Origin of the sequence: Vibrio sp. G-C-1, assembly GCF_021728015.1 — a bacterium.
In the GTDB taxonomy this organism is placed as follows: Bacteria; Pseudomonadota; Gammaproteobacteria; order Enterobacterales; family Vibrionaceae; genus Vibrio; species Vibrio splendidus.
Genome location: NZ_JAKKCR010000013.1, coordinates 39,830 through 65,822, shown reverse-complemented (window position 1 = coordinate 65,822; position 25,993 = coordinate 39,830). Strand labels below are relative to the sequence as shown.

General features: G+C 45.6%; 24 protein-coding genes. All 24 read right to left on the bottom strand.

Translation table 11 applies throughout. The features are described from left to right. Nucleotides 1-113: 113 nt before the first annotated feature. Nucleotides 114-1,817 (bottom strand): urease subunit alpha, encoded by a 1,704-nt coding sequence (gene ureC / locus L3V36_RS18170; RefSeq protein WP_017087876.1) that lies wholly within the window; start codon nucleotides 1,815-1,817, stop codon nucleotides 114-116. Between the two features lie 39 nt (nucleotides 1,818-1,856). Beyond that, a complete protein-coding gene (locus L3V36_RS18165) occupies nucleotides 1,857-2,192 on the bottom strand; it encodes an urease subunit beta (protein ID WP_004735120.1) in 336 nt (111 codons plus the stop codon). An 11-nt stretch (nucleotides 2,193-2,203) separates the two neighbouring features. Continuing rightward, on the bottom strand, nucleotides 2,204-2,506 hold the full coding sequence (ureA, locus tag L3V36_RS18160; protein ID WP_004735119.1) for an urease subunit gamma: 303 nt from the start codon (nucleotides 2,504-2,506) through the stop codon (nucleotides 2,204-2,206). Between the two features lie 133 nt (nucleotides 2,507-2,639). Continuing rightward, complete coding sequence (locus tag L3V36_RS18155; protein WP_050619867.1) at nucleotides 2,640-3,587, bottom strand: urease accessory protein UreD; 948 nt, start codon at nucleotides 3,585-3,587, stop codon at nucleotides 2,640-2,642. Continuing rightward, entirely contained in the window at nucleotides 3,584-4,279 is a 696-nt protein-coding gene (gene urtE / locus L3V36_RS18150; RefSeq protein ID WP_017090946.1) for an urea ABC transporter ATP-binding subunit UrtE, read from the bottom strand. Before urtE ends, L3V36_RS18155 begins: the two co-directional genes overlap by 4 nt. A gap of 1 nt (nucleotide 4,280) precedes the next feature. Next, complete coding sequence (gene urtD, locus L3V36_RS18145) at nucleotides 4,281-5,123, bottom strand: urea ABC transporter ATP-binding protein UrtD (RefSeq protein ID WP_102447155.1); 843 nt, start codon at nucleotides 5,121-5,123, stop codon at nucleotides 4,281-4,283. Beyond that, nucleotides 5,120-6,292, bottom strand: coding sequence for an urea ABC transporter permease subunit UrtC (gene urtC / locus L3V36_RS18140; protein WP_102447154.1), 1,173 nt, complete (start codon nucleotides 6,290-6,292; stop codon nucleotides 5,120-5,122). The genes urtD and urtC overlap by 4 nt, the downstream gene beginning before the upstream one ends. Before the next feature lie 10 nt (nucleotides 6,293-6,302). Beyond that, entirely contained in the window at nucleotides 6,303-7,931 is a 1,629-nt protein-coding gene (gene urtB / locus L3V36_RS18135; protein WP_208775210.1) for an urea ABC transporter permease subunit UrtB, read from the bottom strand. 160 nt (nucleotides 7,932-8,091) lie between these two features. After that, nucleotides 8,092-9,378 (bottom strand): urea ABC transporter substrate-binding protein, encoded by a 1,287-nt coding sequence (urtA, locus tag L3V36_RS18130; protein ID WP_208775212.1) that lies wholly within the window; start codon nucleotides 9,376-9,378, stop codon nucleotides 8,092-8,094. 294 nt (nucleotides 9,379-9,672) lie between these two features. Next, on the bottom strand, nucleotides 9,673-9,900 hold the full coding sequence (locus L3V36_RS18125) for a zinc ribbon domain-containing protein (RefSeq protein WP_004735111.1): 228 nt from the start codon (nucleotides 9,898-9,900) through the stop codon (nucleotides 9,673-9,675). A 36-nt stretch (nucleotides 9,901-9,936) separates the two neighbouring features. Further along, nucleotides 9,937-10,938, bottom strand: a complete 1,002-nt coding sequence (locus tag L3V36_RS18120; protein WP_102537823.1) for a sensor domain-containing diguanylate cyclase — start codon at nucleotides 10,936-10,938, stop codon at nucleotides 9,937-9,939. Between the two features lie 289 nt (nucleotides 10,939-11,227). Continuing rightward, complete coding sequence (locus tag L3V36_RS18115) at nucleotides 11,228-12,148, bottom strand: alanyl-tRNA editing protein (RefSeq protein WP_208775214.1); 921 nt, start codon at nucleotides 12,146-12,148, stop codon at nucleotides 11,228-11,230. Between the two features lie 133 nt (nucleotides 12,149-12,281). Next, nucleotides 12,282-13,763 (bottom strand): ribosome biogenesis GTPase Der, encoded by a 1,482-nt coding sequence (der, locus tag L3V36_RS18110; protein ID WP_004735108.1) that lies wholly within the window; start codon nucleotides 13,761-13,763, stop codon nucleotides 12,282-12,284. A gap of 158 nt (nucleotides 13,764-13,921) precedes the next feature. Next, complete coding sequence (gene bamB / locus L3V36_RS18105; protein ID WP_017084409.1) at nucleotides 13,922-15,082, bottom strand: outer membrane protein assembly factor BamB; 1,161 nt, start codon at nucleotides 15,080-15,082, stop codon at nucleotides 13,922-13,924. Nucleotides 15,083-15,092: 10 nt separating this feature from the next. Continuing rightward, entirely contained in the window at nucleotides 15,093-15,707 is a 615-nt protein-coding gene (locus L3V36_RS18100) for a YfgM family protein (protein ID WP_004735106.1), read from the bottom strand. Nucleotides 15,708-15,786: 79 nt separating this feature from the next. Then, on the bottom strand, nucleotides 15,787-17,055 hold the full coding sequence (gene hisS / locus L3V36_RS18095) for a histidine--tRNA ligase (RefSeq protein WP_102447150.1): 1,269 nt from the start codon (nucleotides 17,053-17,055) through the stop codon (nucleotides 15,787-15,789). 70 nt (nucleotides 17,056-17,125) lie between these two features. Then, nucleotides 17,126-18,247, bottom strand: coding sequence for a flavodoxin-dependent (E)-4-hydroxy-3-methylbut-2-enyl-diphosphate synthase (gene ispG, locus L3V36_RS18090; protein WP_004735104.1), 1,122 nt, complete (start codon nucleotides 18,245-18,247; stop codon nucleotides 17,126-17,128). 7 nt (nucleotides 18,248-18,254) lie between these two features. Continuing rightward, nucleotides 18,255-19,190 (bottom strand): cytoskeleton protein RodZ, encoded by a 936-nt coding sequence (gene rodZ / locus L3V36_RS18085; protein ID WP_017084407.1) that lies wholly within the window; start codon nucleotides 19,188-19,190, stop codon nucleotides 18,255-18,257. Between the two features lie 440 nt (nucleotides 19,191-19,630). Further along, nucleotides 19,631-20,773, bottom strand: a complete 1,143-nt coding sequence (locus L3V36_RS18080) for a bifunctional tRNA (adenosine(37)-C2)-methyltransferase TrmG/ribosomal RNA large subunit methyltransferase RlmN (RefSeq protein ID WP_004735102.1) — start codon at nucleotides 20,771-20,773, stop codon at nucleotides 19,631-19,633. Between the two features lie 657 nt (nucleotides 20,774-21,430). Continuing rightward, the gene (ndk, locus tag L3V36_RS18075; RefSeq protein WP_004735101.1) at nucleotides 21,431-21,865 is read right to left on the bottom strand and encodes a nucleoside-diphosphate kinase; all 435 of its coding nucleotides are present in this window, start codon (nucleotides 21,863-21,865) and stop codon (nucleotides 21,431-21,433) included. Between the two features lie 106 nt (nucleotides 21,866-21,971). Then, the gene (gene pepB / locus L3V36_RS18070; protein ID WP_017095408.1) at nucleotides 21,972-23,267 is read right to left on the bottom strand and encodes an aminopeptidase PepB; all 1,296 of its coding nucleotides are present in this window, start codon (nucleotides 23,265-23,267) and stop codon (nucleotides 21,972-21,974) included. Between the two features lie 206 nt (nucleotides 23,268-23,473). After that, nucleotides 23,474-23,674 carry a Fe-S cluster assembly protein IscX gene (gene iscX / locus L3V36_RS18065; protein WP_004735099.1) on the bottom strand — a complete coding sequence of 67 codons (201 nt, stop codon included), beginning with the start codon at nucleotides 23,672-23,674 and terminating at the stop codon, nucleotides 23,474-23,476. A 92-nt stretch (nucleotides 23,675-23,766) separates the two neighbouring features. Then, nucleotides 23,767-24,105, bottom strand: a complete 339-nt coding sequence (gene fdx / locus L3V36_RS18060; protein WP_004735098.1) for an ISC system 2Fe-2S type ferredoxin — start codon at nucleotides 24,103-24,105, stop codon at nucleotides 23,767-23,769. A gap of 20 nt (nucleotides 24,106-24,125) precedes the next feature. Further along, complete coding sequence (hscA, locus tag L3V36_RS18055) at nucleotides 24,126-25,976, bottom strand: Fe-S protein assembly chaperone HscA (RefSeq protein ID WP_017090953.1); 1,851 nt, start codon at nucleotides 25,974-25,976, stop codon at nucleotides 24,126-24,128. Nucleotides 25,977-25,993 lie beyond the last annotated feature (17 nt).

Here is a 25,993-nt window from a genome sequence, read left to right as displayed (position 1 = left end):
CTTGTGAGATTTATAACGTTTAAATTAGGAGCCTTCAGCCTAAAAGCCCTTAGCTAAGAGCTAGAACAAGAGCCTTCAGCTCAGCGCTAAAATAAAAGCCTTCAGCCGAGCTCTTAAAATAGAAAATACCGTTGTGCCATTGGTAGTTCTTCAGCAGGCTCACAAGTTAGCAATTCACCATCGGCGCGGACTTGATACGTCTGAGAATCGACCTCAATTTTTGGCATCCAATCGTTGAGCTTCATGTCGGCTTTACTGATGTTCCGGCAGTTACTTACTACGCCAATCAAGCTCTGCAAACCCAATTGCTTATCGATGTTCTGCGCTTTGGCTTCCTTAGAGACAAACAGCATTGATGTGTTTTGACATGCCTTGCCGTAGCTACCAAACATAGAGCGGTAATGGACTGGCTGAGGGGTTGGGATTGAAGCGTTTGGGTCACCCATCGGCGCCATGGCGATCATGCCGCCTTTCAAAATCACACTCGGTTTCACACCAAAGAAAGCGGGCTTCCACAACACTAAATCCGCCAGCTTTCCTGCTTCAATAGAGCCGATTTCATGAGACATACCATGAGTGATCGCTGGGTTGATGGTGTACTTAGCGACATAGCGTCTTAATCGGAAGTTATCGCTGTAGTCTGAATCTTCTTTTAGGCTGCCGCGCTGAACTTTCATCTTGTGCGCGGTTTGCCAAGTTCGAGTTATTACTTCACCCACTCGCCCCATAGCTTGTGAATCCGAAGCGATCATCGAGAACGCGCCTAAGTCATGAAGAATGTCTTCTGCGGCAATGGTTTCACGGCGAATACGCGATTCGGCGAACGCGACATCTTCAGCAATTGATGGTGAAAGGTGATGACACACCATCAACATGTCTAAGTGCTCATCGACGGTATTGATGGTGTAAGGGCGTGTTGGATTGGTTGAGGAGGGCAAAACGTTCGGCTCACCTGCAGCACGAATAATATCGGGAGCATGACCACCGCCCGCACCTTCGGTGTGATAGGTATGAATCACGCGATCACCGATTGCGCCAAGTGTCGATTCAACAAAACCAGATTCATTCAGAGTGTCGGTATGAATCGCAACTTGTACGTCCATCTCGTCAGCCACATTTAAGCAGGTATCGATTGAAGCGGGAGTGGTTCCCCAGTCTTCATGCAACTTCAAACCCACTGCACCTGCCGCTACTTGTTCGCGTAGAGCTTCTGGCTGGCTGGCATTTCCTTTGCCTAACAAGCCAAAGTTCATCGGGAATTGATCGAGTGACTCTAGCATGCGGTGCATGTTCCAAGGCCCCGGTGTGCATGTGGTCGCGTTAGTACCTGTGTTTGGTCCAGTGCCACCGCCAATCATGGTTGTCACACCCGACGCCAGTGCTTCTTCAATCTGTTGTGGGCAAATAAAATGAATGTGTGAATCAATACCACCAGCAGTCAAGATTGAACCTTCACCGGCTAAAATTTCCGTGCCCGGGCCAATCACAATATCAACGCCCGGTTGAACATCTGGGTTGCCCGCTTTACCCAATGCCTGAACTCGACCATCTTTGACTGCGACATCGGCTTTTACGATGCCCCAGTAATCCAACACAATCGCATTGGTGATCACCAAATCTGGAGTTTCGGCACTTGGACGTTGGCTTTGCCCTTGTCCATCACGGATAACTTTGCCGCCGCCGAATTTCACTTCGTCGCCGTATACGGTGTAATCTTTTTCAACTTCTAGCCATAAATCAGTGTCAGCAAGACGCACTCGGTCACCGACTGTTGGCCCAAACATTTCGGCATAAGCCTGTCTGGATATCGTCGCCATGTTCAATCCTTTGTTATTTTCATTATTCCGTGGGAGCGCTTAGAGCTTGCCCATCACCTTTCCTTGGAAGCCATAGATCTCTAACTTACCGGCGTAACGCACTAACTCGACGCTGCGCGACTGACCCGGCTCAAAGCGGGTTGCAGTACCAGCAGGAATATTGAGTCGAAAACCTTTAGTGGCTTCTCGGTCAAAGATCAGCGAAGGGTTTGCTTCATAGAAGTGGTAATGAGAGCCAATTTGAACAGGACGATCGCCAATGTTTTGAACCTTAACGGACGTTGTGTCACGGCCTTCATTGAGAGTGATGTCACCGGGAGCGGTTTCGACTTTTCCGGGAACGAATCCTGAGTATTGTTTTGTTGAACCAGCCATATTACTTCTCCCTACACGATAGGTTCATGAACGGTCACCAGCTTGGTGCCATCAGGAAAAGTGGCTTCGACTTGTACATCAGGGATCATGGAAGGGATCCCCTCCATAACGTCATCGACAGTAAGCAGTGTGCGTCCAAAATCCATTAATTCTGAAACGGTTTTACCCTCGCGGGCACCTTCAAGAATGGCACTGCTGATCAGTGCAATAGATTCTGGATAGTTGAGTTTTAAGCCTTTTTGTTTGCGCTGCTGTGCCAGCATTCCTGCGCAGAAGATAAGTAGCTTATCTTTTTCTCTTGGTGTTAATTCCATTTAGCCGCCCGCTGTTAGTGTTGTTTTCTTATTGCTCAAAAACGCATGAGCAGTAAGTGGGATTCAATCACAGCAAGCTTGAAAAAATGTACCTAGGGTCGGAAGTCACCCTAGGTACAAAAAGGGCTAATCGCTAAGTCGCCCAAATCCTTGGTAAATCAGGAGTCGTACCACATAAATGAGAGCGAGTTGCTTGCCATATCTGACCAAAGGCCTGGAGGATATCTTCACTCCAATTACCCAAGGCTCGCACCACAATCAATCCTTCTATCTGAGTCGCACCCAATATTAATGTGGGTTCACTCGACGTTTTTGATGTAACTGATTGCTGTGAAGCTTGCTGTGTAATAGATAAGAGCAAGCTCTGTACCAACTCTAAATCTTGCTTCTCATTTGAGGTGATATAAAAAGTCCCCATCATTGAATAATCAAGTAACCCCATATTTATCATTAACTTATCGCCACCGTGAAAATTAAAACCTTCAGTCAGAAGCCTTTGATTATCAAGATAGATTTCTGTTTTCCCAACGAGGTGACCATGCTCGAATCCCTCATTCTGTGCAGGACGTCCAAAACAGTGCATCTCCCAACCCCAAAATTGTGCACCCTTTTCTAGGCGAATTTCAGTGTCTAAACGAACGTGTGCATTCGGGAAAAAGATGTTTTCTTGCGGCATCCATTCCAAGCGTGCATCTTTCTTCACTCGTAGGGTCTGCTTCTGCTTGGCGTACTTGTTGTTTGAGCGATAAAACTTGGTCGCACCGGGTGTAGTGATCAACGCATGCGCACCGCTTTCGATGGTCGCTTCAATATTGAGTGTGTCACCACCTACTACTCCGCCGGGGGGATGAAGTAAGTAGGTGTGACACGTTTCCCCATCAGGATACAAGGGGCGTTGCACCGCAAGCGGACCAGACTGCTGACGATTCTTTAAAACGGTTTTATCACCACGGTCGACAAAGGTGAGGTTTAAACTCGCTTGCCAACCGTCTCGGATATCTTGCTCGATGGTCTCATTCAGAGACAACACTCCCGCTAAAGAAGTGTTTATTGCTTCACTCGAAGAATATAGGGAGCTCATACGGTTAGGTACTCCTTAATCAAGGACTCATTGAGCCCTTTCATTTCACCTTCTGCTACCTGACGACCGCGGTCGAGAATGCAAAATCGGTCACCGACCTTTCTCGCAAATGGCAGCTTCTGTTCAACAAGCAGAACGGTGAGTCCCATCTTCTCGTTGAGCATGCGAATGATGTCACCAATCTCTTGCACGATATTGGGCTGAATACCTTCTGTTGGTTCATCCAAGATCAATAGCTTTGGATTGACCACCAGCGCACGCCCAATCGCGAGTTGCTGCTGTTGACCACCAGATAAATCACCACCGCGACGATGCAGCATCTCTTTTAACACTGGGAATATATCGAAGATGAACTCTGGGATCTTACGGTCGCCCTTTTCTCGAATCGGCAAACCTACTTCTAGGTTTTCTTGAACGGTAAGCATCGGAAAGATCTGACGGCCTTGCGGCACATAACCAATGCCTTGGCGAGCGCGATCTTCCGCATCGGTTTTCAAAAGCGACTCGCCCGATAATGAGATGTCACCGCTTTCGACCTTAACCAACCCCATGATGCATTGCAGCAACGTGGTTTTACCGACGCCATTGCGCCCCATTAGCACCGTGCATTTACCTTCTGGGATCTGCATATCCAAATCCCACAACGTGTGGCTCTCACCGTAATATTGATTAACTGATTTAACCTCTAGCATCCTATTCTCCAAGATAAACTTGTTTAACTTCAGGGTGAGCCTGCACTTGGTCCATAGTGCCTTCAGCCAACACATGACCTTGATGAAGCACGGTGACATGGCTTGCGATAGAACGAACGAAATCCATATCGTGTTCAACTACCACAACCGAGTGCTTGCCTGCCAGTGAGTTAAGTAACTCAGAGGTACGGTCCATCTCTTGGTGAGTCATGCCAGCAACAGGTTCATCCACCAGCAATAGCCTAGGGTTTTGCATCAATAACATGCCGATCTCTAACCACTGCTTTTGCCCGTGAGACAGGTTACCTGCCAAATTCGCGGCTTCATCTTTTAAATGAATCAGCTCAAGCACAGAGGTCAGTCTGTCTTTCTGTTCACCAGACATCACAGCGGTAAAAGTCGCCCACACTGAGCGGTCACCGGCCATGGCTAATTCAAGGTTCTGCCACACGGTTAAACACTCAATCACGGTCGGTTTTTGGAATTTACGCCCAACGCCTGCATTGGCGATTTCGGCTTCATTCATCTTCAATAAGTTGATGTTCGAACCCAACCACACTTCGCCAGTATCTGGCTTAGTTTTACCTGTGATGATGTCCATCATGGTGGTTTTACCTGCGCCATTGGGGCCAATGATGCAGCGAAGCTCTCCTTCATTGATGTAGAGGTTCAGATCGTTTATCGCTTGGAAACCATCGAAGCTTTTGTTGACGCCTTCCACATACAACAGCACGTTATGGCGAGTATCGATGGCGGGGTGAATATCAGGTTTAAGGTAATCAAACACTTGGTCTCGACGAGTAAACGCCTGAACCGATTCCTTTACGCTATTAAATGTGGTCATGCGATCACCTCCTTGGCTTTGTGCTGATCATCCTTATCTTTATCTTGGCTTTTCCCATTTGATGCCTTGCGTAGCTGCTGCCATTTTTCACTGACAAAGCCAATTACACCTTGTGGGAAATACATGGTCGAGAGAACGAATAGCCCACCCAGAGCAAATAACCACACCTCTGGGAACTCAACCGTAAACCAACTCTTGGCGTAATTGATGATCAATGCCCCAACAATGGCACCAAACAGAGTGGCACGACCGCCTAAGGCTACCCAAACCACAATCTCAATCGAGTTGAGCGGAGCAAATTCACCTGGGTTAATGATGCCAACTTGAGGGACATATAAAGCCCCAGCAATACCCGCGATAACCGCTGAAAGAACGAAGACCCACAGCTTGATGCCATCGACGTCGTAGCCCATAAAGCGAGTGCGTGATTCCGTATCTCGAATCGCTAGTGCCACACGACCTAATCGACTGGTCACCACCATGCGACAAGCAATGTAGCTGAGAATAAGCGCAATGCCAGTCGCGACAAACAGACCTATCTTGACCGCATCACTCTGCAAGCTCAGACCGATGATGTCTTTGAAGTCTGTCAGTCCATTGTTACCACCAAAGCCCATCTCGTTGCGGAAAAATGCCAGCATCAATGCGTAAGTTAACGCTTGAGTCATGATAGAAAGGTAAACCCCTGACACACGAGAGCGAAAAGCCAGATAACCAAACAAGTAAGCCAACGCGCCCGGCACTAGCACCACCATCAGACAAGCAAACCAGAACTGATCAAAACCCTGCCAAAACCACGGCAACGCAGACCAATCAAGGAACACCATGAAATCTGGTAAGACTGGATCACCATAAACCCCACGGTCACCAATCTGACGCATCAAGTACATGCCCATCGCATAACCACCAAGCGCAAAGAAAGCACCGTGACCAAGACTCAAGATTCCGAGATAGCCCCACACTAGATCGAGCGCCAACGCCAACATTGCGTAGCTCAGGTATTTGCCCATTAGTGAGATAGTGAAAGTCTCGACATGAAGCGGGTGCCCACTTGGTAACATGGTGTTAGCCAGTGGGATAAGAATGACGGCCGCAAGAATGGCAAGGATGGTCAGTTGGCCACCTTTGTCACCACGCATTGCCGAAAGTACAAATGATTTTGACTGCATGATGTTGTCCTTAACCTTCAGCCGCACGACCACGTTGCGGGAAGAGTCCGCGTGGGCGTTTTTGAATAAACAGAATGATGAAAACCAGTACCAGAATCTTGGCGAGAACCGCACCAGCCCATGGTTCTAAAATCTTGTTGAAAAGACCAAGGCTTAAGCCAGCGACTAGCGTGCCCCATAGGTTGCCAACACCGCCGAACACCACCACCATGAATGAGTCGATGATGTATGCCTGCCCCATATTTGGACCCACGTTGGTCAGTTGAGAAAGTGCCACACCCGCGACACCCGCAACGCCAGAGCCTAAACCGAAGGTCATCGCATCAACTCGCTCAGAACGAATACCCATCGCACGAGCCATGCCACGGTTTTGAGAAACCGCACGAACCTGTAAGCCTAGTGGTGTCTTTTTCAGAACCATTAATAAGCCCATAAACACCAAACCACAGAACAGGATGATATAAAGTCGGTTGTAAGTCAGGGACAACATTGGGTTCAATTGAAGTGCGCCAGACATCCATTCAGGTGTGCTCACTGAGCGGTTCAAAGGAGAGAAAATCGAGCGAACGGCTTGCTGCAAGATCAAGCTGATACCAAAGGTCGCAAGTAAGGTTTCCAATGGGCGACCATAAAGATGACGAATCACACTTCGCTCGATCACAATGCCCACCAAACCAGAAACAATAAACGCAGCAGGGATAGAGAGTATCAGTGCCAAACCAATATGATTGGGCATCAACAATTGCATGACATAGGTGGTATAAGCGCCAATCATGATCAACTCGCCATGAGCCATGTTGATAACGCCCATTACACCAAAGGTAATCGCCAAGCCAATGCCCGCTAACACCAATACCGAACCTAAACTCAAACCGAAGAATACCGTTTCTACACCCGAATAGAGTGCTTGGCTCTGTTGATAACCGTCCATCGCACGCTCTGCCGCTGCTAAGACTTTTGGGTCTTGCTCATTGCTCAGTAGTTGATTCAATGTTTTCAGAACCACAGAATGTTTGAAGTCGCCAACTCGTTCAATTGAAGCAACACGATCTTCAGTGGTGGCACTGTTATTAAGAGAGGTGGAAATGGCTAACGACAAATCCATTAGCTCGGCTACTTTGCTATCTGATTCATTGGTTCTGAGTTCAGTGAGTCGTTCGATGATGTCAGCGTCTTTAGTCCCTAGTAGATCCAAAACAGCTTTATAACGCACATCAGGATTACTGCTGTTCAGTCCAATAGAAGCAATTTCCCCGCGCAAGATCCCGCGAAGTTTGTTATTCACACGAACCTTTTTAAACTGTCTAGCATTATCGATATTCAGGGTTGAATCAGTCCATACAGACTGAGCTGACGTTGCTGTTTTGATGTTTTGAATGAGGTAGAGCTGTTTGTACTGCTCGCTCTGTTTCTCATTGAAGTAGTAAATGTTTCCGTTTAACCAGCCATCTAAAATAGGTTTCGACACATCTTCCGTTTGCGTCTCAATCACCCAATCGATAGCTAATTCTTTATCCGATGTTTTCTTACCAACTAGCGCCTTGGTAAAGCTAGCTTCATCCGTTATTCCAGCAAAAGCCAACTGAGCACTGACTGCCATGAGCAACAGCGCTTTAAATACGTTTAATACGTTTTTCATCCCTGCTTCCTTAACCAACCAAGTTAGATATTGTTATTTTTACTTGGAGGATGTGTGGATAGTGGTTATTACCTGAAACGATGAGCCTTCCGTTCGCTTCGCCCGTTAAACAGACGCGTTCTTCCCAAACCGGAAGGCTCAATGTTCCTGAATTGACGCTCTAGTTACCGCCAGAACACTTCTTCGTTTCGACGTTAAACGCACCACATGAGAATGGCTTCGACCAGCTAGAGAACAGTTTTGCCGATTCAGGTAAGTAGCTCGACCAAGCATCACCCGCAACGAGTCCAGTGGTTTCCCAAACAATGTCGAATTGACCATCGTCTTGGATCTCACCGATCAGTACTGGTTTGGTGATGTGGTGATTTGGTAGCATGGTAGAGTAGCCGCCAGAAAGGTTAGGAACAGACACACCAATCAAGGCATCTTGCACAGATTCAGGATCGGTTGTGCCTGCATTAGTGACCGCTTGAGCCCACATGTTGAAGCCAACATAGTGCGCTTCCATTGGGTCATTGGTGACACGCTTTTCACTCTTGATGAACGACAGCCACGTTTCAACGAACTCTTCATTGGCTTCGGTATCAACACTCATGAAGTAGTTCCAAGCCGCTAGATGACCCACCAGTGGTTCTGTGTCCATGCCTGACAGTTCTTCTTCACCAACAGAGAATGCAATAACTGGGATATCTTCAGATGAAATGCCTTGAGCGCCTAGCTCTTTATAGAAAGGTACGTTCGCATCGCCGTTCACAGTAGAAACAACAGCGGTTTTCTTGCCCGCTTCACCGAACTTCTTGATGTCTGAAACGATAGATTGCCAATCAGAGTGACCAAATGGCGTGTAGTTGATCATGATGTCTTCTTCTGCGACACCTTTATCTTTTAGGTAGGCTTCAAGGATCTTATTGGTGGTACGTGGATAAACGTAATCGGTACCTGCAAGTACCCAACGCTCAACTTCAAGCTCTTCCATCAAGTAATCCACTGCAGGGATCGCTTGTTGGTTTGGCGCGGCACCGGTGTAGAAAACGTTTTTAGAAGACTCTTCACCTTCATACTGTACTGGGTAGAAAAGGATGCTGTTGAGTTCTTCAAAAACAGGCAGCATGGATTTACGTGATACCGATGTCCAACCACCGAACACCACATCTACTTTCTCTTTTTCGATAAGCTCACGCGCTTTCTCAGCAAATAGCGGCCAGTTTGACGCAGGGTCAACCACGACAGGCTCTAGCTTCTTGCCAAGCAAACCGCCCTTTTTATTCTGCTCTTCGATAAGCATTAGCACGGTATCTTTTAGCGTTGTCTCACTGATCGCCATAGTGCCAGAAAGTGAGTGTAGAACACCGACCTTGATGGTCTCATCAGCAGCAAACACTGTTGCAGAAGAAAATGAAAGTGTTGTACACAGTGCAGCTAGCGATAAATTGAACACCTTGTTCATGATATTACTCCATAATTGTATTTTTGTTATTCAATTACAGAGTTACAAGAAGAGTGCCAAACTTAAAAAGCAATCAATAAATTTATAAGCTTTTGTATTAATTAAACTTAATAGCAAGCCAAACCAATAAAGTGCAGAGCAATCATGTCACTATGTTTCATACTGGTGCAGTGACGATGAGAATGAACCAAGATGACACATTCCTGTTCATCAGATACAAAAAAGACCCAACACTTTGGTATTGGGTCTCTGGTATAACATCACCGATGGTCGTTCAAACCATGCTGTTTAAGGCTATTCCGCTGGTTGGAATTCGAATTTTACTCTCGACTTAGACTTCAATTCGTTGCAATCGGCATTACAAAAATAGCTCGCCGCACCACAGGCTTGAAGCTTCTCAAGTTGGCTGCTGCACTCAGGGCAAAACCCAACTTTAGTAAAGTGAGCCTGACAACTTTCACAGTGATACTTGCCATCCCAAGCTAGCTCAGACTGGCACTTAGGGCAGATATTTTCACTCATTAGCATTTCCTAATTCACTACTATTTTTACAATCTACTACCGCTGAGACTTCGCTTGCTTGATTTGGTACATGTTCTTATCAGCTTGTGCGATCAACTGGTCTAATCCTTGAGGATCTTTCTCACAAGACAACCCAACACTCACTGAGAACTGCACATCATTGATATAAAGCGCTTGTTGCAGTGCTTTCTCTAAGCTGTGGTAGAAACTAACAACACTTTCTTGATCATCAAAGCAAGAGAACACCACAAACTCATCGCCACCATAACGCCCTATCTTGGCACATGCTGTGGTTGCCTCATCAAGAACTTCGGCAACTGCCAACAGCACATCATCACCAAAACTATGGCCATAGGTATCATTTATTGATTTGAACTTATCGACATCAACAAACAGACACGCCATCACCTTTTCTGAAAAACATCGCTTAGCCAACACTTTTTCAGCTTCATTGAACAGTGCGCGGCGATTCAAGCAATGGGTTAGAGAATCACGATTGGCGAAAAAGTTAAGCTGATTCTCCAGCTCGAACTTTTCTAGTGCTACCGAATACAGGGAAGCCAGTAGTTCTAAGATCTCGAGCTCAAATTCATGCGGTTCAGATACGTACTGACTATAAATAGCGAAGGTACCCAACACATTACCGCGCGACGAGATAATAGGTACCGACCAACAGGCATGCAGATTCGCTTGATTGGTGAGGGCTAAAAAAGGTGCCCAGTTTGGGTGTGCATTTATGTTGGAGACCATCACTGCTTTCTTGAGTGCAGCCGCCTCGCCACAAGAACCAATCCCTGCACCAATCCCAACCCCTTCTATCTGCTGATTGTAAAAATCAGGCAGGTTTGGGGCATATTCAAGGTGTAAAGTTTTAGACTCTGAGTTAAGCAGTAAAATTGAAGCCATACGCTGCCCAAAAATCTGCTCGGTAAGCTGAATGATCTTATGGTTTAAATCTTTGCGATCCATCCCAAGAGCAAGCTTGCGCAGCAAACTATTGACGGCTCGATGGCCTTCTAATAAAAATTGTTGTTCCATTCACTAAAGCTTTCAATTGTGTAATAGGGTACAGCTTGTTCTTATGCAAGCTTGCTATTGGTTAATAATAACACACTAAATAAGCCGTACACACAATCGAAGATCATAGGTTGATCTTTCGCTTTATCTATTTTGATCAGCGATCTACCCCAAAAAGAATATTTATATCACCACACACCGAAAGCATAAGTTACATGTGCTGCATTTCAATTTTAAATAGTCATTTATATTAAAAGTTACATGTAAAAATAAAATAAACAGCACAAGCCATTTCGATCTGTAGTCTAAATCATCGTATTACATGCGTCAGCATTTCAATATGCTGGTCATCTAACTGGGTTAACTTAACCGATAAAGACTTAAGCTCTGACGTATTCTCGATGTGAGTACCACCACACGGAATAGACACTAAAGTGTCGCTATCCAACTGCCATTCCCAATAGCGAGAGTCTGTTAATGCCTCACCTTCCAGTCTCATTGCTACTGGCGTTGAGTCTGCGAGCCAACCTTTAATCATCTGATTGATGTCGGCTTCGATACCATCAAGATTGGTTAGCATGTCTGCAACGTTCAAACCGCGCTTCTTCAGGGTTTTTCCCAAACGATACTTATCGGTACACAACTCTGGAGTCACAAAGCTAGTCACTTGCGCGTAGCTATTGAAGTCGTAACTGCCAAGCGGATCTTTTCTATCTGCATCTTTACGCCAGTAGCTCTCAGCCAATACTTTATTCAAGGCTAGGAAAGCAATGTGGCCAGCGCTGTGACCACGGCTCAAACTAGCTTGATACTCTTTATCAACCGACAACAGGACGTCGTCGCTAACCTTAATCATAGAAGCAGATGCGGGGAGCTGGTGGACAACCACAAACGCCCACCCTTCCGTATCACGCTTAACAGGGATATCTTCTGCGATATGAAGCTTGCCAGTAGATTGTTCTATTGCACCAACAAGACAGTCTTCAACTGGATATTGCACGTCACCAACATTAACAAAGCCTTGGTCTGCAGGGTGATCTGGCCAAATATGACTCACTGGGTGGAAAGGTGTCATGTCGGTGATCAAGTAGGTTTTGCTGTCATCGTTTTCAACGTACAACGCCTTTGCTTTGATCTGCCAAGCCTGATGACAAAATTGAGTAATGGTTGGTGTGATAACTATTATTGGTTTCATGGATGTCGTTGGTGTCATTGGATCGCTAGTGGTCATATCGTTCTTCTTTTGAAATTGAGTCTAATTCGTTAACCCATCACGATATGGAGATATGAGGTTATGGCTTAACGCGAATTTTGCTTAAAAAAATACCCGAGACAGGCTCGGGTATCAAATCTATTGGAAAGGTTTACTTACGACCTTTAACCATGCTCATCATACGCTTACGTTTACGTTCTTGAGAAATTGTCAGCTTGGTTGTCTTAGCTTCAAATGGGTTCTCGCTGTTCTGGAATTGAATGCGAATAGGTGTACCCATAATCTCTAGTGAACGACGGTAGTAGTTCATCAAGAATCGTTTGTATGAATCTGGCAAGTTACGTACTTGGTTACCGTGGATAACGATAATCGGTGGGTTGTAGCCACCAGCGTGCGCGTATTTCAATTTAACACGACGGCCACGAACCATAGGCGGTTGGTGATCATCAGTCGCCATCTTCATGATACGAGTTAGCACAGAAGTACCAACACGAGTCGTTGCTGACTTGTAAGCTTCTTGAACAGATTCAAACAAGTGACCAACACCTGTACCGTGAAGTGCAGAGATAAAGTGAATACGTGCGAAATCAACGAAACCTAAACGACGGTCTAGTTCTTTCTTAACGCGATCTTTAACATCGCTGTCTAGACCATCCCACTTGTTTACTGCAATAACAATTGAACGACCAGCATTCAACGCAAAGCCTAACAAGCTTAAATCTTGATCAGAGATGTTGTCTCGAGCATCAATAAGCAGCAATACAACGTTAGCATCTTCAATCGCTTTCAGTGTTTTAACCACTGAGAACTTCTCTACTGTTTCGTTGATATTTTTACGACGACGAACACCTGCAGTATCAATCAGAACGTATTCACGCTCATCACGCTGCATTGGAATGTAGATAGAGTCACGAGTTGTGCCTGGCATATCGTAAACAACAACACGTTCTTCACCAAGAATACGGTTAGTTAGTGTTGATTTACCAACGTTAGGACGTCCAATGATCGCTAGCTTAATTGGTTGATCTTGAAGGCGCTTGAATTCTTCTTCAGCTTCTTCTTCAGTGAAATCAACTTGCTCTTCTTCTTCGTCTTCAAACTCAGTTAAATCGCTTACTTCGCCATTCTCAGCTTTTAACGCTTCTGCGAACGGGTTAAGAGCAAGATCAATCAACGCTGTTACGCCACGACCGTGCGCTGCAGCGATTTGGTACATGTCTTCTACGCCTAGTTGCCAGAAATCAGCACTTGCAGCATCAGGGTCGATACCATCAACCTTGTTTACTACTAGCATTGAAGGCTTTTCTAGTTGACGAAGGTGCTTAGCAATAGCCACGTCTGAAGGTGTTAGACCCGCACGGCCATCTACCATAAATAGAACGACATCAGCTTCATCAATCGCCGCTAGCGACTGTTCAGCCATTTTAGTTTCAACACCTTCTTCGGTACCGTCGATACCACCAGTGTCAATAACAATAAAGTCATGCTCGCTAAAATGAGCATGACCGTATTTACGGTCACGCGTTAAGCCAGGGAAATCCGCAACCAATGCATCACGAGTTCGAGTCAATCGGTTAAATAACGTAGATTTACCTACGTTCGGACGCCCTACTAGAGCAACAACAGGTACCATAACAACCTCTACAATTTCTTCTCTAAATGTAGTTATAGGTAAGCACTTGATCGCAAGTTTAAACTCTTACCTATAACCACACGGTTTATTAATTTATAACAACAAAACGGCTCCTAGCTGTTACCAACCAGGAGCCGACTGTGAATTGTATCACGCTTTTATTGGCTAATCGTTAGTTTCTTTACATCGCCATTGCGAGTCGTCACTAAGTAGCCTTCAGGCATTTCAATTGGCGCAACCGCAAAGCCGCTATCATCGACGAGCTGTTGAGCAACAAACTCACCCGATGAACGATCTAACCAGTGCAGATAACCTTCTGTATCACCAACAACTACATAACCATTAATAATAGCAGGTGCTGTCAGTAAGCGGTTTTCTAACAATGGAGTGCTCCAAAGTTCAGTACCACTACGCGCATCAACCGCAACCACATGGTCTTTGTCGGTAACAACGAACAAACGGCTACCATCACTCGCTAAATCAATCGCTGACGAGTAGTTACGCTTCCAAATTGGCTTACCAGAACGAAGATCGATAGCGATTAGCTGACCATTGATACCTACGGTATACAGGGTTCCGCCAAGAACAATCGGTGATGCATCAACATCAACCAAGCGATCGATTTCCGTTGCACCTTTTGGTGTGCCTACTGGCTGTTGCCAAATAAGCTGACCACGGTCAACAATAGCGGCTGCTAAACGACCATTTGCAGTCCCCCAGAATACACCACCAGAAACCGCAACAGGCGAGCTATCGCCACGAAGTGTTAGGCTTGGAACTTCAGTGCTAATCGTCCATTTTTGTTCGCCGCTTTCTTGATCTAACGCGATCAACATACCGCGACTGGTATGAACAATAACCATGTTGCTTTCAGTTGCTGGGGATGCAAGCACCTCACCATTCACTGATACACGCCACAGCTCTTCACCAGTTGATTCATCCATCGCGATCACTTCGCCATTTTCAGAACCAACAAATACTTTGCCGTAAGCCGCCGTTAAGCCACCCGATAAACGAGCCAGTACTTCTTTCTCAAGATCGACTTTCCACAGCTCTTTACCTGTTTCAGGGTCCAGCGCTTTAACCATACCTTCACGGCTCGCAACAAACACTTTGTCGTAAGCCAATTCTGGCGTTAGTTTTGAAAAGTAGTGGCCAACACCATCACCAACCGACGTAGACCATTCCTGACTAGGAGTGAACTCGCTATTTACTGTTGGTACTGGCGCCATGATGACGGTGTCTTCTTCACCCGCACAGCCAGCCAATAGGCCAAGAGCAATCGCACACAACGCCGCTTTTGGAAACATCTTCTTCATTCAAAGCGCCTTATTTAGCTAGGTCGTCAAGTTTGATTTGAAGCGTTTGGCTCGCATCAGCTGCTTGTTGTGCTTCAGAGTAAGCACTGTAAGCCGCATCTGTATCGCCTTTACGAAGTGAGATATCACCACGCAGTTCAGCAACACGGCCTGTCCAAGATTCGTCAGTCATCGCTTCAAGATCAGTCAATGCTGCGTCAAATTCACCTTGCTCAGCTTTGATACGTGCAGCACGGTAAGTCAGTAGTGGCGTAAGTGCCGCATCCTTAGTTGCCGATTTTGCCCACTCAAGCTGTTCAAGTGCAGCTGCAAGGTCACCCGCTTGAACTTGCGCTTTTGCTAATTGCATAGCAGCAAGTACAGAGTATTCAGCGTCTTTGTTAGCGTCGATAAAAGCTTGAATATCAGATTGAGCATCAACGCCCTTAGCATCAAGAGCTGAAATTACAGAGGTGTAGCCTTCTGAAGCGACTTCACGCGCTTCAACGACTGAATCTTGGTAATAGCGCCAGCCAAATAGACCGCCTAAACCAATAACTGCACCAAAGATTACGGCTTTACCGTTCTCTTTCCACCAATCTTTAATGGCTTCAACTTGTTGCTCTTCGCTATCGTAAAGTTCCACTTCCTGTCCTCTTTAATTCTTTAAACGCCAGCATAGTGCTGACGTTGATATTAATGATGAGCGTTTGCTCAATGGCTAATTAGATTAGCGCAGCAACTTTCTCTGCAACTTCCGTTTGAGACACGGTTTCTTGCTCGCCGCCAACCAGATCTTTTAGCACAACTGTATTGTCAGCAACTTCGTTCTCACCAAGTACCAGCGCCACAACAGCACCTACTTTGTCAGCACGCTTGAATTGCTTCTTGAAGTTACCACCACCGAAGTGGTTCATTACGCGTACGCCTTCAACGGTATCGCGTAATTGATTCGCTAACTGCATGCCTGCGATCATAGTACCTTCGCCAGCAGCAACCACGTATACGTCAACGCTACGGCGAACTTCTGTTAGCTCTAGCGTTTCCATCATAAGAACTAGACGCTCTAGACCCATTGCGAAGCCAACAGCATTGGTTGCTTTGCCGCCTAATTGCTCAACAAGACCATCGTAACGACCGCCGCCACAAACTGTACCTTGAGCACCAAGACTGTCAGTGATCCACTCAAATACTGTGCGGTTGTAGTAATCTAGGCCACGTACTAGACGCTCATTAACTTGGTATTCGATACCAACAGCGTCAAGAAGTTCACACAAACCAGCAAAATGTTGCTTCGATTCTTCACCTAAATATTCAGATAGTCGAGGTGCGTCACCTAAGATAGCTTGAACATCCGGGTTCTTAGTATCAAGTACACGTAGAGGGTTAGTGTGCATGCGACGTTTGCAGTCTTCATCTAGCACATCAATGTGTTGCTCAAGGAAAGTCACTAACGCAGTGCGGTAGCTTACGCGATCTTCTTGAGAACCGATTGAGTTTAGCTCGAGGCGAACGTGCTTATCGATGCCTAGTTCACGCCATAGACGTGCTGTCATCATGATAAGTTCTGCGTCAACGTCTGGACCGTCTAGGCCAAACACTTCAACACCACATTGGTGGAATTGACGGTAACGACCTTTTTGAGGACGCTCGTGACGGAACATTGGACCCATGTACCATAGGCGCTGCTCATCACGGTTGATAAGGCTGTTTTGAATACATGAACGTACACAACCTGCTGTGCCTTCTGGACGCAGCGTTAGGCTGTCGCCATTACGGTCATCAAAGGTGTACATCTCTTTAGAAACAACGTCTGTCTCTTCACCAACCGCACGGCTAAATAGGTTCGTTTCTTCAACGATAGGCATACGTACTTCGTTGTAACCGTATGCACTCACCACACTTTTAACTGCGCTTTCTACTTTCTGCCACAGTGGTGATTGAGTTGGTAGGCAGTCGTTCATGCCTCGAATTGCTTGGATATTTTTAGCCACAGTATTTATTCCGTAATTTCTCACGACCAGGTGTTAGTGCGAATAGACAAACACACCCCATCGCGTTGTATTAATCTTCTAAGTTTTCTACATCAATGCGATTTGCTTTATCAAGCACCGATGCTTTTGCTCGGATCTTCGCTTCAAGCTTGTCGACAAGGTCATCGTTGTCAAAACGCTCTTTCTGACGCTTACCGTCTTCGTAGAAGGCACTCTTACGAGCACTGCCCGCAAGGCCTAAGTGAGACACTTCAGCTTCACCAGGGCCGTTAACGACACAACCGATGATAGAGACATCCATTGGAGTCACTATGTCTTCTAAGCGTTCTTCAAGGGCGTTAACGGTGTTGATAACATCGAACTCTTGACGAGAACAGCTTGGGCACGCAATGAAGTTGATACCACGCGAGCGAATGCGCAAAGATTTGAGAATATCAAAGCCAACTTTGATCTCTTCGATTGGATCTGCTGCTAGCGAGATACGCAGCGTATCGCCGATACCTTCAGACAATAACATGCCTAAACCTACAGCCGATTTCACAGAACCCGCACGTGCTCCACCCGCTTCAGTAATACCTAAGTGAAGTGGTTGGTCAATCTGCTTAGCAAGCAAACGGTAAGAACCGACGGCTAGGAATACATCAGAAGCCTTCACGCTGACTTTGAATTGATCAAAGTTCAGACGGTCTAGGATATCGACGTGACGCATTGCAGATTCAACCAGCGCTTCTGCTGTAGGCTCTGTGTATTTCTCTTGGATCTCTTTTTCAAGAGAACCACCGTTAACACCAATACGAATCGGGATATTCATATCACGAGCACAATCCACAACAGAGCGAATGCGGCTTTCGTTACCGATGTTACCTGGGTTGATACGCAGACAGTCAACCCCATACTCTGCCACTTTAAGAGCGATACGGTAGTCGAAGTGAATGTCAGCAACCAAAGGAACAGAGACCTGCTGCTTGATTAGCTTAAAAGCTTCAGCGGCCTCCATAGTCGGTACAGATACGCGAACGATATCTGCCCCCACTTTTTCCAAAGCTCTAATTTGAGCGACGGTCGCGGCGACATCTGTTGTTCTTGTGTTGGTCATGGATTGCACAGCAATTGGTGCACCATCACCGATCGGCACATCACCCACATAAATACGGGTTGATTTGCGACGAATAATAGGAGATTCGTGTTGCATATTAACTCTAAGGTAAGGTTATTCTAGCTACTTTGCCTGAAGTATACCCAGAAAGGTCGACAGGTTCACTTGCAAATGTCATCGATACGCCTTCAGGCGCACCCAGAATCACTTTATATGGTGCAGTTCCAGAAAGATTTAATGTCTGGCCTGCTTTTTTAATGCCTGTAGATAACGTTTTGCCCGAAGCATCTTTCACTTGGATCCAGCAATCAGCAGAGAACTGCATCACTAGCTCGTTAACCACAGCTTCAGGCGCTACAGTCTCAGGTTCCGCAGTAACCGAAGCAACGTCTGCTGCTTCTGGTGCTTCTTCAATGACTTCAACGGGGTCAAGAGTTACTGAATCTTCAGCTGAACTCACTTCAGTAAGCTCATCAGAATTTTCAGTAACAGGAGATGTCTCTGTGTTTTGTTCTGCTTCAATCACTTCTAATGAAGTCAGCTCAGGATCAAGCGACTCTTCTACCACTAGCTCTTCCGAGCTTTCAGTATTGGCTAAAGATTGAGATAAGGTGTCTTGCTGTTGGTTCTGCCACCACCAAAGTGAAGAGATACCCACAATCACAGCAAAGATGCTCCAAGTAAGGAGCATAATACGGCTGTTGTGCTTCTCGGTTTTAGTCTTACGAGAGAAGCTCAACATTTCTTGTTCTTGATGTTGGGCATCACCAGAATGATGAAGCGCGTTCAACACGACTTTTTCATCAAGATTGACGTATTTCGCGTATGAACGAATGTAACCACGCATAAAGGTGGCAACCTGATCTGACTCGAATTGGTTTTCTTCAATTTGCTGGATAAGCGTAACGCGTAGCTTCAAGCGATCAGAGATCTGCTTTTGTGTTAAACCAAGAGATTCTCGTTTATTTTTGAGCAGCGTTCCCGCTTCAATTGCTGGAGCGACAGTTTCTTGCGTTTGTGTTTCTTGTTCTGTGTTCATAGAGAGTGAACTTCTAAAGTATTATTGCAGGTTGATGAGAGCATTTTTTATTTTCGTTTAAGCTCAATCTTACAACCTACTATGTGGAATTTTTCCTGTCACCCGGTTCATCAACCCTTAAAGTAGAAAACCACACACTGTTGGTGAGCGACTTTCTCAGGAAGCTAGTTTATCAAGTAGCCAACCTAAATAGACACATTGACGATTATCGGGTAACAAGCGAGCACTTAAATTAATTTAAGATTATTTAATCATAAGCTAATGCCATTACAAGGCAAAAACACTTTCGACAAAATTTACCGTCAGCTCATGGTTTTGTCCAAAATTTAACGAAAAATGTAAGAAAGCGTGGGGAAAAAATCCAATTTTTGGAAATTCACCTTCCAGAAAAGCAACAAGCCAGAAGGAATCCTTCTGGCTTGTTTAGATCTAAATGGTATTTAAACCGCTTTTACTTGAATCACATCACCTGCGATTAAGTTAGCTTCAGAGGCGGCTTTCAGCATTTTAGTACGCTTGGTTCTATCAATGACATCACCAACCAACTGACCACATGCGGCATCAATATCATCGCCACGTGTTTTACGAACCGTTACTGTGTAGTTGTATTCCATCAGCGTTTTTTGGAAGCGATCAATTCGAGAGTTGCTTGGCTTCTTATAAGGCGAACCCGGATAAGGGTTGAATGGAATCAAGTTGATCTTACAAGGCGTCTCTTTCATTAACTCAGCAAGTTCACGAGCGTGGTCCATATCGTCATTCACATGATCCAATAGAACGTACTCAACCGTTACTTTACCGCGGTTAGCATTTGAAGAAGCAATGTAACGACGAACCGATGCTAGGAAATCTTGGATATCCCAACGGTCGTTGATTGGCATGATTTGGCTACGTAGTGCATCGTTTGGTGCGTGTAGAGAAATCGCCAGAGCTACATCGATGTTGTCTGTCATCTGATCAAGACCAGAAACAACACCAGATGTTGATACTGTCACACGACGCTTAGACAGTGAGAATCCAAGATCATCAAGCATCAGCTCTAATGATGGAATTAGGTTCTTCATGTTAAGCAGAGGCTCACCCATACCCATCATTACGACGTTAGTAATTGGACGACGACCCGTATCTTTCTCTAAACCGATTTCACGTGCAGCGCGCCAGATTTGACCAACGATCTCTGAAACTTTCAGGTTACGGTTGAAGCCTTGTTGAGCCGTAGAGCAGAATTTACATTCTAGTGCACAACCAACCTGTGAAGATACACATAGCGTCGCACGGTCACCATCTGGGATGTATACCGTCTCAACGTCTTGGTCACCAACGCTCATAGCCCATTTAATGGTGCCATCTGCAGAGTGCTGAGCTTCAGAAACGATAGGTGCAACAATCTCACAGCGATGCAGCAGTTTCTCACGTAATTTTTTGTTGATGTTGTTCATTTGTTCGAAGTCATCGACACCGAAGTGATAAATCCACTTCATCACTTGCTCTGCTCGAAACGCTTTCTCATTCAGTTCTTCTGTGAAAAATTTACGAAGACCTTTACGATCAAAATCGAGTAGATTGACTTTAGCTGTGGTCATGATGCCTCTCAATGACGGAACAATAATTAAGGGCGCGAATTGTACAGGCTTTACGCAACTTCAACAAGCGCTGTAAAACCCTGTGTTTATTAAGACATTCAAAGTTAAGCGATTAAAACTTGAACAATTGTTTTGTTCGGTCTGAGAATACCTAAATTAAAAAAAAGATTCCCGATTACGCTCCTCCGTCGCTTTCGGGAATGACGTAAATAATCTCCACAATCTAACCAATACTTACCACAAGATTGTGGCCCCACCATTCATCGCTATCAGGTCATGAACGCCTCAAAGCCCGTCATTCCAGAACTGAGGAACGAGGTATCTGGAATCTCCAACAACTAACAGAGATTCCCGATTCCACTCCTACGTCGCTCTCGGGAATGACGGGCTTTAACCACCTAATATTCGAGCCTTTCTCCGATCTCCAGCTAACGCTACCCGTTACCTTCCCCCGCCTTCCAACTAACACGACTTGCTCGTCATTCCAGAATCGAGGAACGAGATATCTGGAATCTCCAATAACAAACTCAGATTCCCGATTACGCTCCTCCGCCGCTTTCGGGAATGGCGACTAAATAGATTATCGAGAATGCAAAGTCCACATACGAAAAAGGCTTCACCGAAGTGAAGCCTTTATTGATACTTGCTGTTGTCTGCTTATTCAGCTGGACGTGGGCAAATTTCAGATTCTGGGAAGAAGAATTCGATTTCGCGAGCTGCAGACTCAGGGCTGTCGCTGCCGTGTACTGAGTTGTAACGCATGCTGATTGCGTAGTCAGCACGGATAGTGCCGCATGCCGCTTCTTCTGGGTTAGTTTTACCCATTAGTTCACGGTAACGAGCAATCGCGTTTTCGCCTTCAAGTACTTGAACCATGATAGGACCAGAAGTCATGAACTCTTTTAGTGGTCCAAAGAACTCTTTACCTTCATGTTCTGCATAGAAGCCACTTGCTTGCGCTTCAGTAAGAGAAACCATTTTAGCGGCAATAATCTGTAGGCCTGCTTTTTCAATGCGGTGGTAGATTTCACCAACAAGGTTACGCTTAACTGCATCCGGCTTAACAATTGAGAACGTTCTTTCTAGAGCCATAGGGATTCCTTCACTTCATTTTTTTGTTATTAAATACTGAAATTACTAAGATCATTCGATCTGAGTTTATGAATAAGCGGTATCGAAATACCGCTCACTCTTATTATTATTTTGCTTGGTCGATAAGAAGACGAGCCAGTGTACGAACACCCATACCGGTCGCGCCTGCAGCCCACTTATCACTTGATGATTTACGGTAAGTACCCGCGCAGTCCATGTGAATCCAACCTTTTTTGTAGTCATCGACAAAGTAAGAAAGGAACGCAGCAGCGGTACTTGCACCCGGAGTGTAATCACCAGAGCTGATGTTTGATAGATCAGCAAAATTTGAAGGCAACATGCCACGGTGGAAATCAGCAAGAGGCAATGGCCATAGGCCTTCTTTCTCTTGGTTTGCAGCCGTTAGTGCTTGATGAGACAACTCATCATCAAAGCTCAATAATGCGTGGTAGTCGTTACCTAATGCATTTTTAGCCGCGCCTGTTAGCGTTGCACAGTCGATGATCAACTCTGGATTCTGAGCGCTTGCGAACATCAGGCCATCAGCTAAAACTAAACGACCTTCCGCATCAGTATTCATGATCTCGACAGTCTTACCATTTTTGTAAGTAATGATGTCGCCAAGCTTCAATGCACGACCCGAGATCATGTTCTCTGCACAACATAGGATAAGCTTGATACGCTTATTCAGGCCGCGTTCAATCGCTAGACCTAAACCACCGGTAATAGTTGCTGCGCCACCCATGTCAGCTTTCATTGCTGTCATGAATTGACCTGGCTTGATGCTGTAACCGCCTGAGTCGAAAGTGATACCTTTACCAACCAGACAAGCAAATACAGGTGCGTCTTCGTCGCCGGTAGGGTTGAAGTCCAGTTGAAGCATTGCAGAAGTACGTTCAGAGCCGCGACCTACCGCGTAGATGCCTTCCCAACCTTCGGTTAGTAGGTCTTTGTCTTTAACGATTTTCGCTTTAACTGTGCCCGCAGGAGCCACTGACTTGATGTATTCCGCAGCCATCGTCGCTAATTGACGAGGTGCCACTTCTTCAGCGGTTTTGTTGATAATGTCACGCGTCCAATCAGTAGAGCGAATGCGAGCTTCTAGCTCAGCTTGGTCTGTTTCTGAAAGTGTATCCCATTCCAATGCATTCTTTTTCTTTGGTCCACGGTAGCCTTGGTAGAAAGCCCAAACGCTTTCTAAATCCCACCCTTCACCGCTAAGTGAAACCAATGCGATACCTTGTCCGTCAAGCGTACGACCAGCACGTTGAACCGCCCCTAAATCGTGGCCTTCACCAATGTGAATTGTCGCTCCCGCTTCTGAGAACGATAAAATAGCTCTTGCTCCCCACTGAGGCTGGGCAGCTTCTTGACTTAAAAATACTGACATCTGTGTAGACATGATTTCTCCTTGTCATGAACCACCTTGAGTGTGTGGTTCTGATTATTTTTTATTAGCGGACTGATGTTAGCATTATGTAGGAGAAAAATGTCATTTTGATAAAAAAACGGACCATAAGGTCCGCTTTTTTTAGTAAGAATTGTTAACTTGGCTGTGTTTTATATTGGATAAATTCCAACCAACGGCCAAATTATAGAACAAGAGGGCTAGTCCATCTCATCCATCCAGCACAAAATAATGGCCTCTAGAATTTTCTCATTCGAGTGATTCGGCTCATCATCAAAATCTTCAAGATCTAACACCCATTGATGCAAGTCCGTAAAACGCACCGTTTTAGGATCGGTATCTGGGTATAAATCACATAGTTCAATCGCAATATCTCGCGAATCAATCCATTTCAAGCTCATAACACTTCCTTATATTTATCAGCGACGATTTGTCATCTTCATGATTTATATTCTATGCCAGTTTTACTAACAGTTTTAGCCGAGCTGAGTTCTTAGTGCTCTTCAGAAGCTAGGTTCAATGTGTACTTTGGAATCTCAACAACAAGGTCAGTATCCGCCACTTTAGCTTGGCAACCAAGACGAGATTCCATTTCCAGACCCCATGCTTTATCAAGCATGTCGTCTTCTAGGTCATCACTTTCTTCTAATGAGTCGAAACCTTCACGAATCACAACGTGACATGTAGTACATGCACACGACTTTTCACATGCGTGTTCAATACCAATACCGGCCTTCAGTGCAACATCAAGAACCGTCTCACCAGTTTTTGCTTCTAAAACAGCGCCTTCTGGACATAGATCTTCGTGAGGTAAAACAATAATCTTTGGCATGTTTATCTATTCTCTAACTATTAAATATTATCGACTGACTGACCTGACAGTGCAGCTCGAATTGATTTATCCATACGACGAGAAGCAAAGTCTTGGCTCGCTTTGTCGGTATTCTTAATTTCTAGTTCAATGGCATCGGAATTATCGCCATTACGCACTTCGATCAGTGCTTCAATCGCTTGAACAAGTTGTTGTTTTCCTTGTTCATCAAGCAGCTCGTCACCATCAGCTTGCATCGCAGCAATAAGGCCTTCGATAACACGATCCGCTTCTACGCGTTGCTCAGCCAGAGCGCGCGCTTGCATGTCTTCTTTTGCAAACGTCATCGAATCTTTCAGCATGCTAGCCACTTCGTTGTCACTTAGACCGTAAGAAGGCTTAACTTGGATTTCAGCTTGAACGCCAGTGCTCTTCTCCATCGCGGTAACCGATAGCAGGCCATCAGCATCCACTTGGTAAGTGACACGAATATGCGCAGCACCTGCTGTCATTGGCGGAATGCCTTTCAGAGCAAATCGAGCCAGTGAACGACAGTCGTCGACCATTTCACGCTCGCCTTGCACGGTGTGCACTGTCATTGCAGTTTGACCGTCTTTGAACGTGGTAAATTCTTGTGCGCGAGCAACAGGGATCGTGGTGTTACGAGGGATGATCTTTTCGACCAAGCCACCCATAGTTTCGATACCTAAGGAAAGTGGGATAACATCTAGAAGTAGCATCTCAGAGTCAGGCTTGTTGCCAACTAAGATATCCGCTTGAATCGACGCACCAATCGCAACCACTTCATCAGGGTTAATGCTGGTTAATGGCGTACGACCAAAGAAGCCACCCACCATTTCACGGACAAGTAAGGTACGAGTTGAACCACCAACCATAACCACTTCCAGAACTTCGTCCGCGTCAACTTCAGCATCTTTCAGTGCGCGACGGCACGAAAGTAGCGTTTTCTTAACTAATGGCTTGATGAGCTCTTCGAACTCTTCACGAGTTAATGAACCAGACCAACCTAGTACGTCAACATCAACACTTTCAGCTTCAGATAAGCCAATCTTCGCTTCTGTTGCTGCGTCTAGAAGAATACGGTTCTGTTCTGCCGTTAGCTCTGATAAGCCCATTTGCGCTTGGAAATGCTCTGCAATCAAATGGTCAAAGTCATCGCCACCTAGCGCAGAGTCACCACCGGTTGCTAAAACTTCAAAGACACCTTTAGATAGGCGTAGGATAGAGATATCAAACGTACCACCACCCAAGTCATAAACGGCGATTACCCCTTCTTTACCTGAATCCAGACCGTAAGCAATCGCTGCGGCAGTAGGTTCATTAAGAAGACGTAACACGTGAAGACCAGCAAGTTGCGCAGCGTCTTTCGTACCTGCACGCTGTGCATCATCAAAGTACGCAGGAACGGTAATCACTGCACCAGATAGCTCGCCACCTAGTGTTGACTCAGCACGTTGACCTAGCGCTCGCAGAATGTCTGCTGATACTTGAATTGGGTTCTTGTTGCCTTGCTCTGTGCGAATCACAGGCAAACCATTATCACTTTCTTCAAACTGATATGGCAGAGACGGGTATCGCTGTTGAATATCTGACAGTGAACGACCGATTAATCGCTTAACTGAGATAATGGTATTTTTAGGATCAGTTTGTGCATTTGCACGCGCTTCATTACCAGTCGTATAAGATTCCGATTGGTAGTGAACAACTGAAGGTAAAATGCTTCGACCTTGTTGATCAACGAGTGTACTCGCCTCGCCACTGCGTACTGCAGCAACCAACGAGTTTGTTGTACCTAAATCAATACCCACAGCAAGCTTATGCTGGTGAGGAGCGGCGCTTTGCCCTGGTTCTGCAATCTGAAGTAGTGCCATGGAGGTGTCCTTGTTAT

Bases quoted from the DNA above. Each gene is read 5' to 3' on its own strand.
- urtA (WP_208775212.1), bottom strand. From the start codon at position 9,378: ATGAACAAGGTGTTCAATTTATCGCTAGCTGCACTGTGTACAACACTT.
- L3V36_RS18080 (WP_004735102.1), bottom strand. From the start codon at position 20,773: ATGACCACAGCTAAAGTCAATCTACTCGATTTTGATCGTAAAGGTCTT.
- ndk (WP_004735101.1), bottom strand. From the start codon at position 21,865: ATGGCTCTAGAAAGAACGTTCTCAATTGTTAAGCCGGATGCAGTTAAG.
- ureA (WP_004735119.1), bottom strand. From the start codon at position 2,506: ATGGAATTAACACCAAGAGAAAAAGATAAGCTACTTATCTTCTGCGCA.
- L3V36_RS18155 (WP_050619867.1), bottom strand. From the start codon at position 3,587: ATGAGCTCCCTATATTCTTCGAGTGAAGCAATAAACACTTCTTTAGCG.
- L3V36_RS18115 (WP_208775214.1), bottom strand. From the start codon at position 12,148: ATGACCACTAGCGATCCAATGACACCAACGACATCCATGAAACCAATA.
- L3V36_RS18165 (WP_004735120.1), bottom strand. From the start codon at position 2,192: ATGGCTGGTTCAACAAAACAATACTCAGGATTCGTTCCCGGAAAAGTC.
- L3V36_RS18120 (WP_102537823.1), bottom strand. From the start codon at position 10,938: ATGGAACAACAATTTTTATTAGAAGGCCATCGAGCCGTCAATAGTTTG.
- iscX (WP_004735099.1), bottom strand. From the start codon at position 23,674: ATGAGCTTGAAATGGATTGATTCGCGAGATATTGCGATTGAACTATGT.
- bamB (WP_017084409.1), bottom strand. From the start codon at position 15,082: ATGAAGAAGATGTTTCCAAAAGCGGCGTTGTGTGCGATTGCTCTTGGC.
- rodZ (WP_017084407.1), bottom strand. From the start codon at position 19,190: ATGAACACAGAACAAGAAACACAAACGCAAGAAACTGTCGCTCCAGCA.
- ureC (WP_017087876.1), bottom strand. From the start codon at position 1,817: ATGGCGACGATATCCAGACAGGCTTATGCCGAAATGTTTGGGCCAACA.
- ispG (WP_004735104.1), bottom strand. From the start codon at position 18,247: ATGCAACACGAATCTCCTATTATTCGTCGCAAATCAACCCGTATTTAT.
- L3V36_RS18125 (WP_004735111.1), bottom strand. From the start codon at position 9,900: ATGAGTGAAAATATCTGCCCTAAGTGCCAGTCTGAGCTAGCTTGGGAT.
- urtE (WP_017090946.1), bottom strand. From the start codon at position 4,279: ATGCTAGAGGTTAAATCAGTTAATCAATATTACGGTGAGAGCCACACG.
- hscA (WP_017090953.1), bottom strand. From the start codon at position 25,976: ATGGCACTACTTCAGATTGCAGAACCAGGGCAAAGCGCCGCTCCTCAC.
- urtD (WP_102447155.1), bottom strand. From the start codon at position 5,123: ATGACCACATTTAATAGCGTAAAGGAATCGGTTCAGGCGTTTACTCGT.
- urtB (WP_208775210.1), bottom strand. From the start codon at position 7,931: ATGAAAAACGTATTAAACGTATTTAAAGCGCTGTTGCTCATGGCAGTC.
- fdx (WP_004735098.1), bottom strand. From the start codon at position 24,105: ATGCCAAAGATTATTGTTTTACCTCACGAAGATCTATGTCCAGAAGGC.
- pepB (WP_017095408.1), bottom strand. From the start codon at position 23,267: ATGTCTACACAGATGTCAGTATTTTTAAGTCAAGAAGCTGCCCAGCCT.
- urtC (WP_102447154.1), bottom strand. From the start codon at position 6,292: ATGCAGTCAAAATCATTTGTACTTTCGGCAATGCGTGGTGACAAAGGT.
- der (WP_004735108.1), bottom strand. From the start codon at position 13,763: ATGGTACCTGTTGTTGCTCTAGTAGGGCGTCCGAACGTAGGTAAATCT.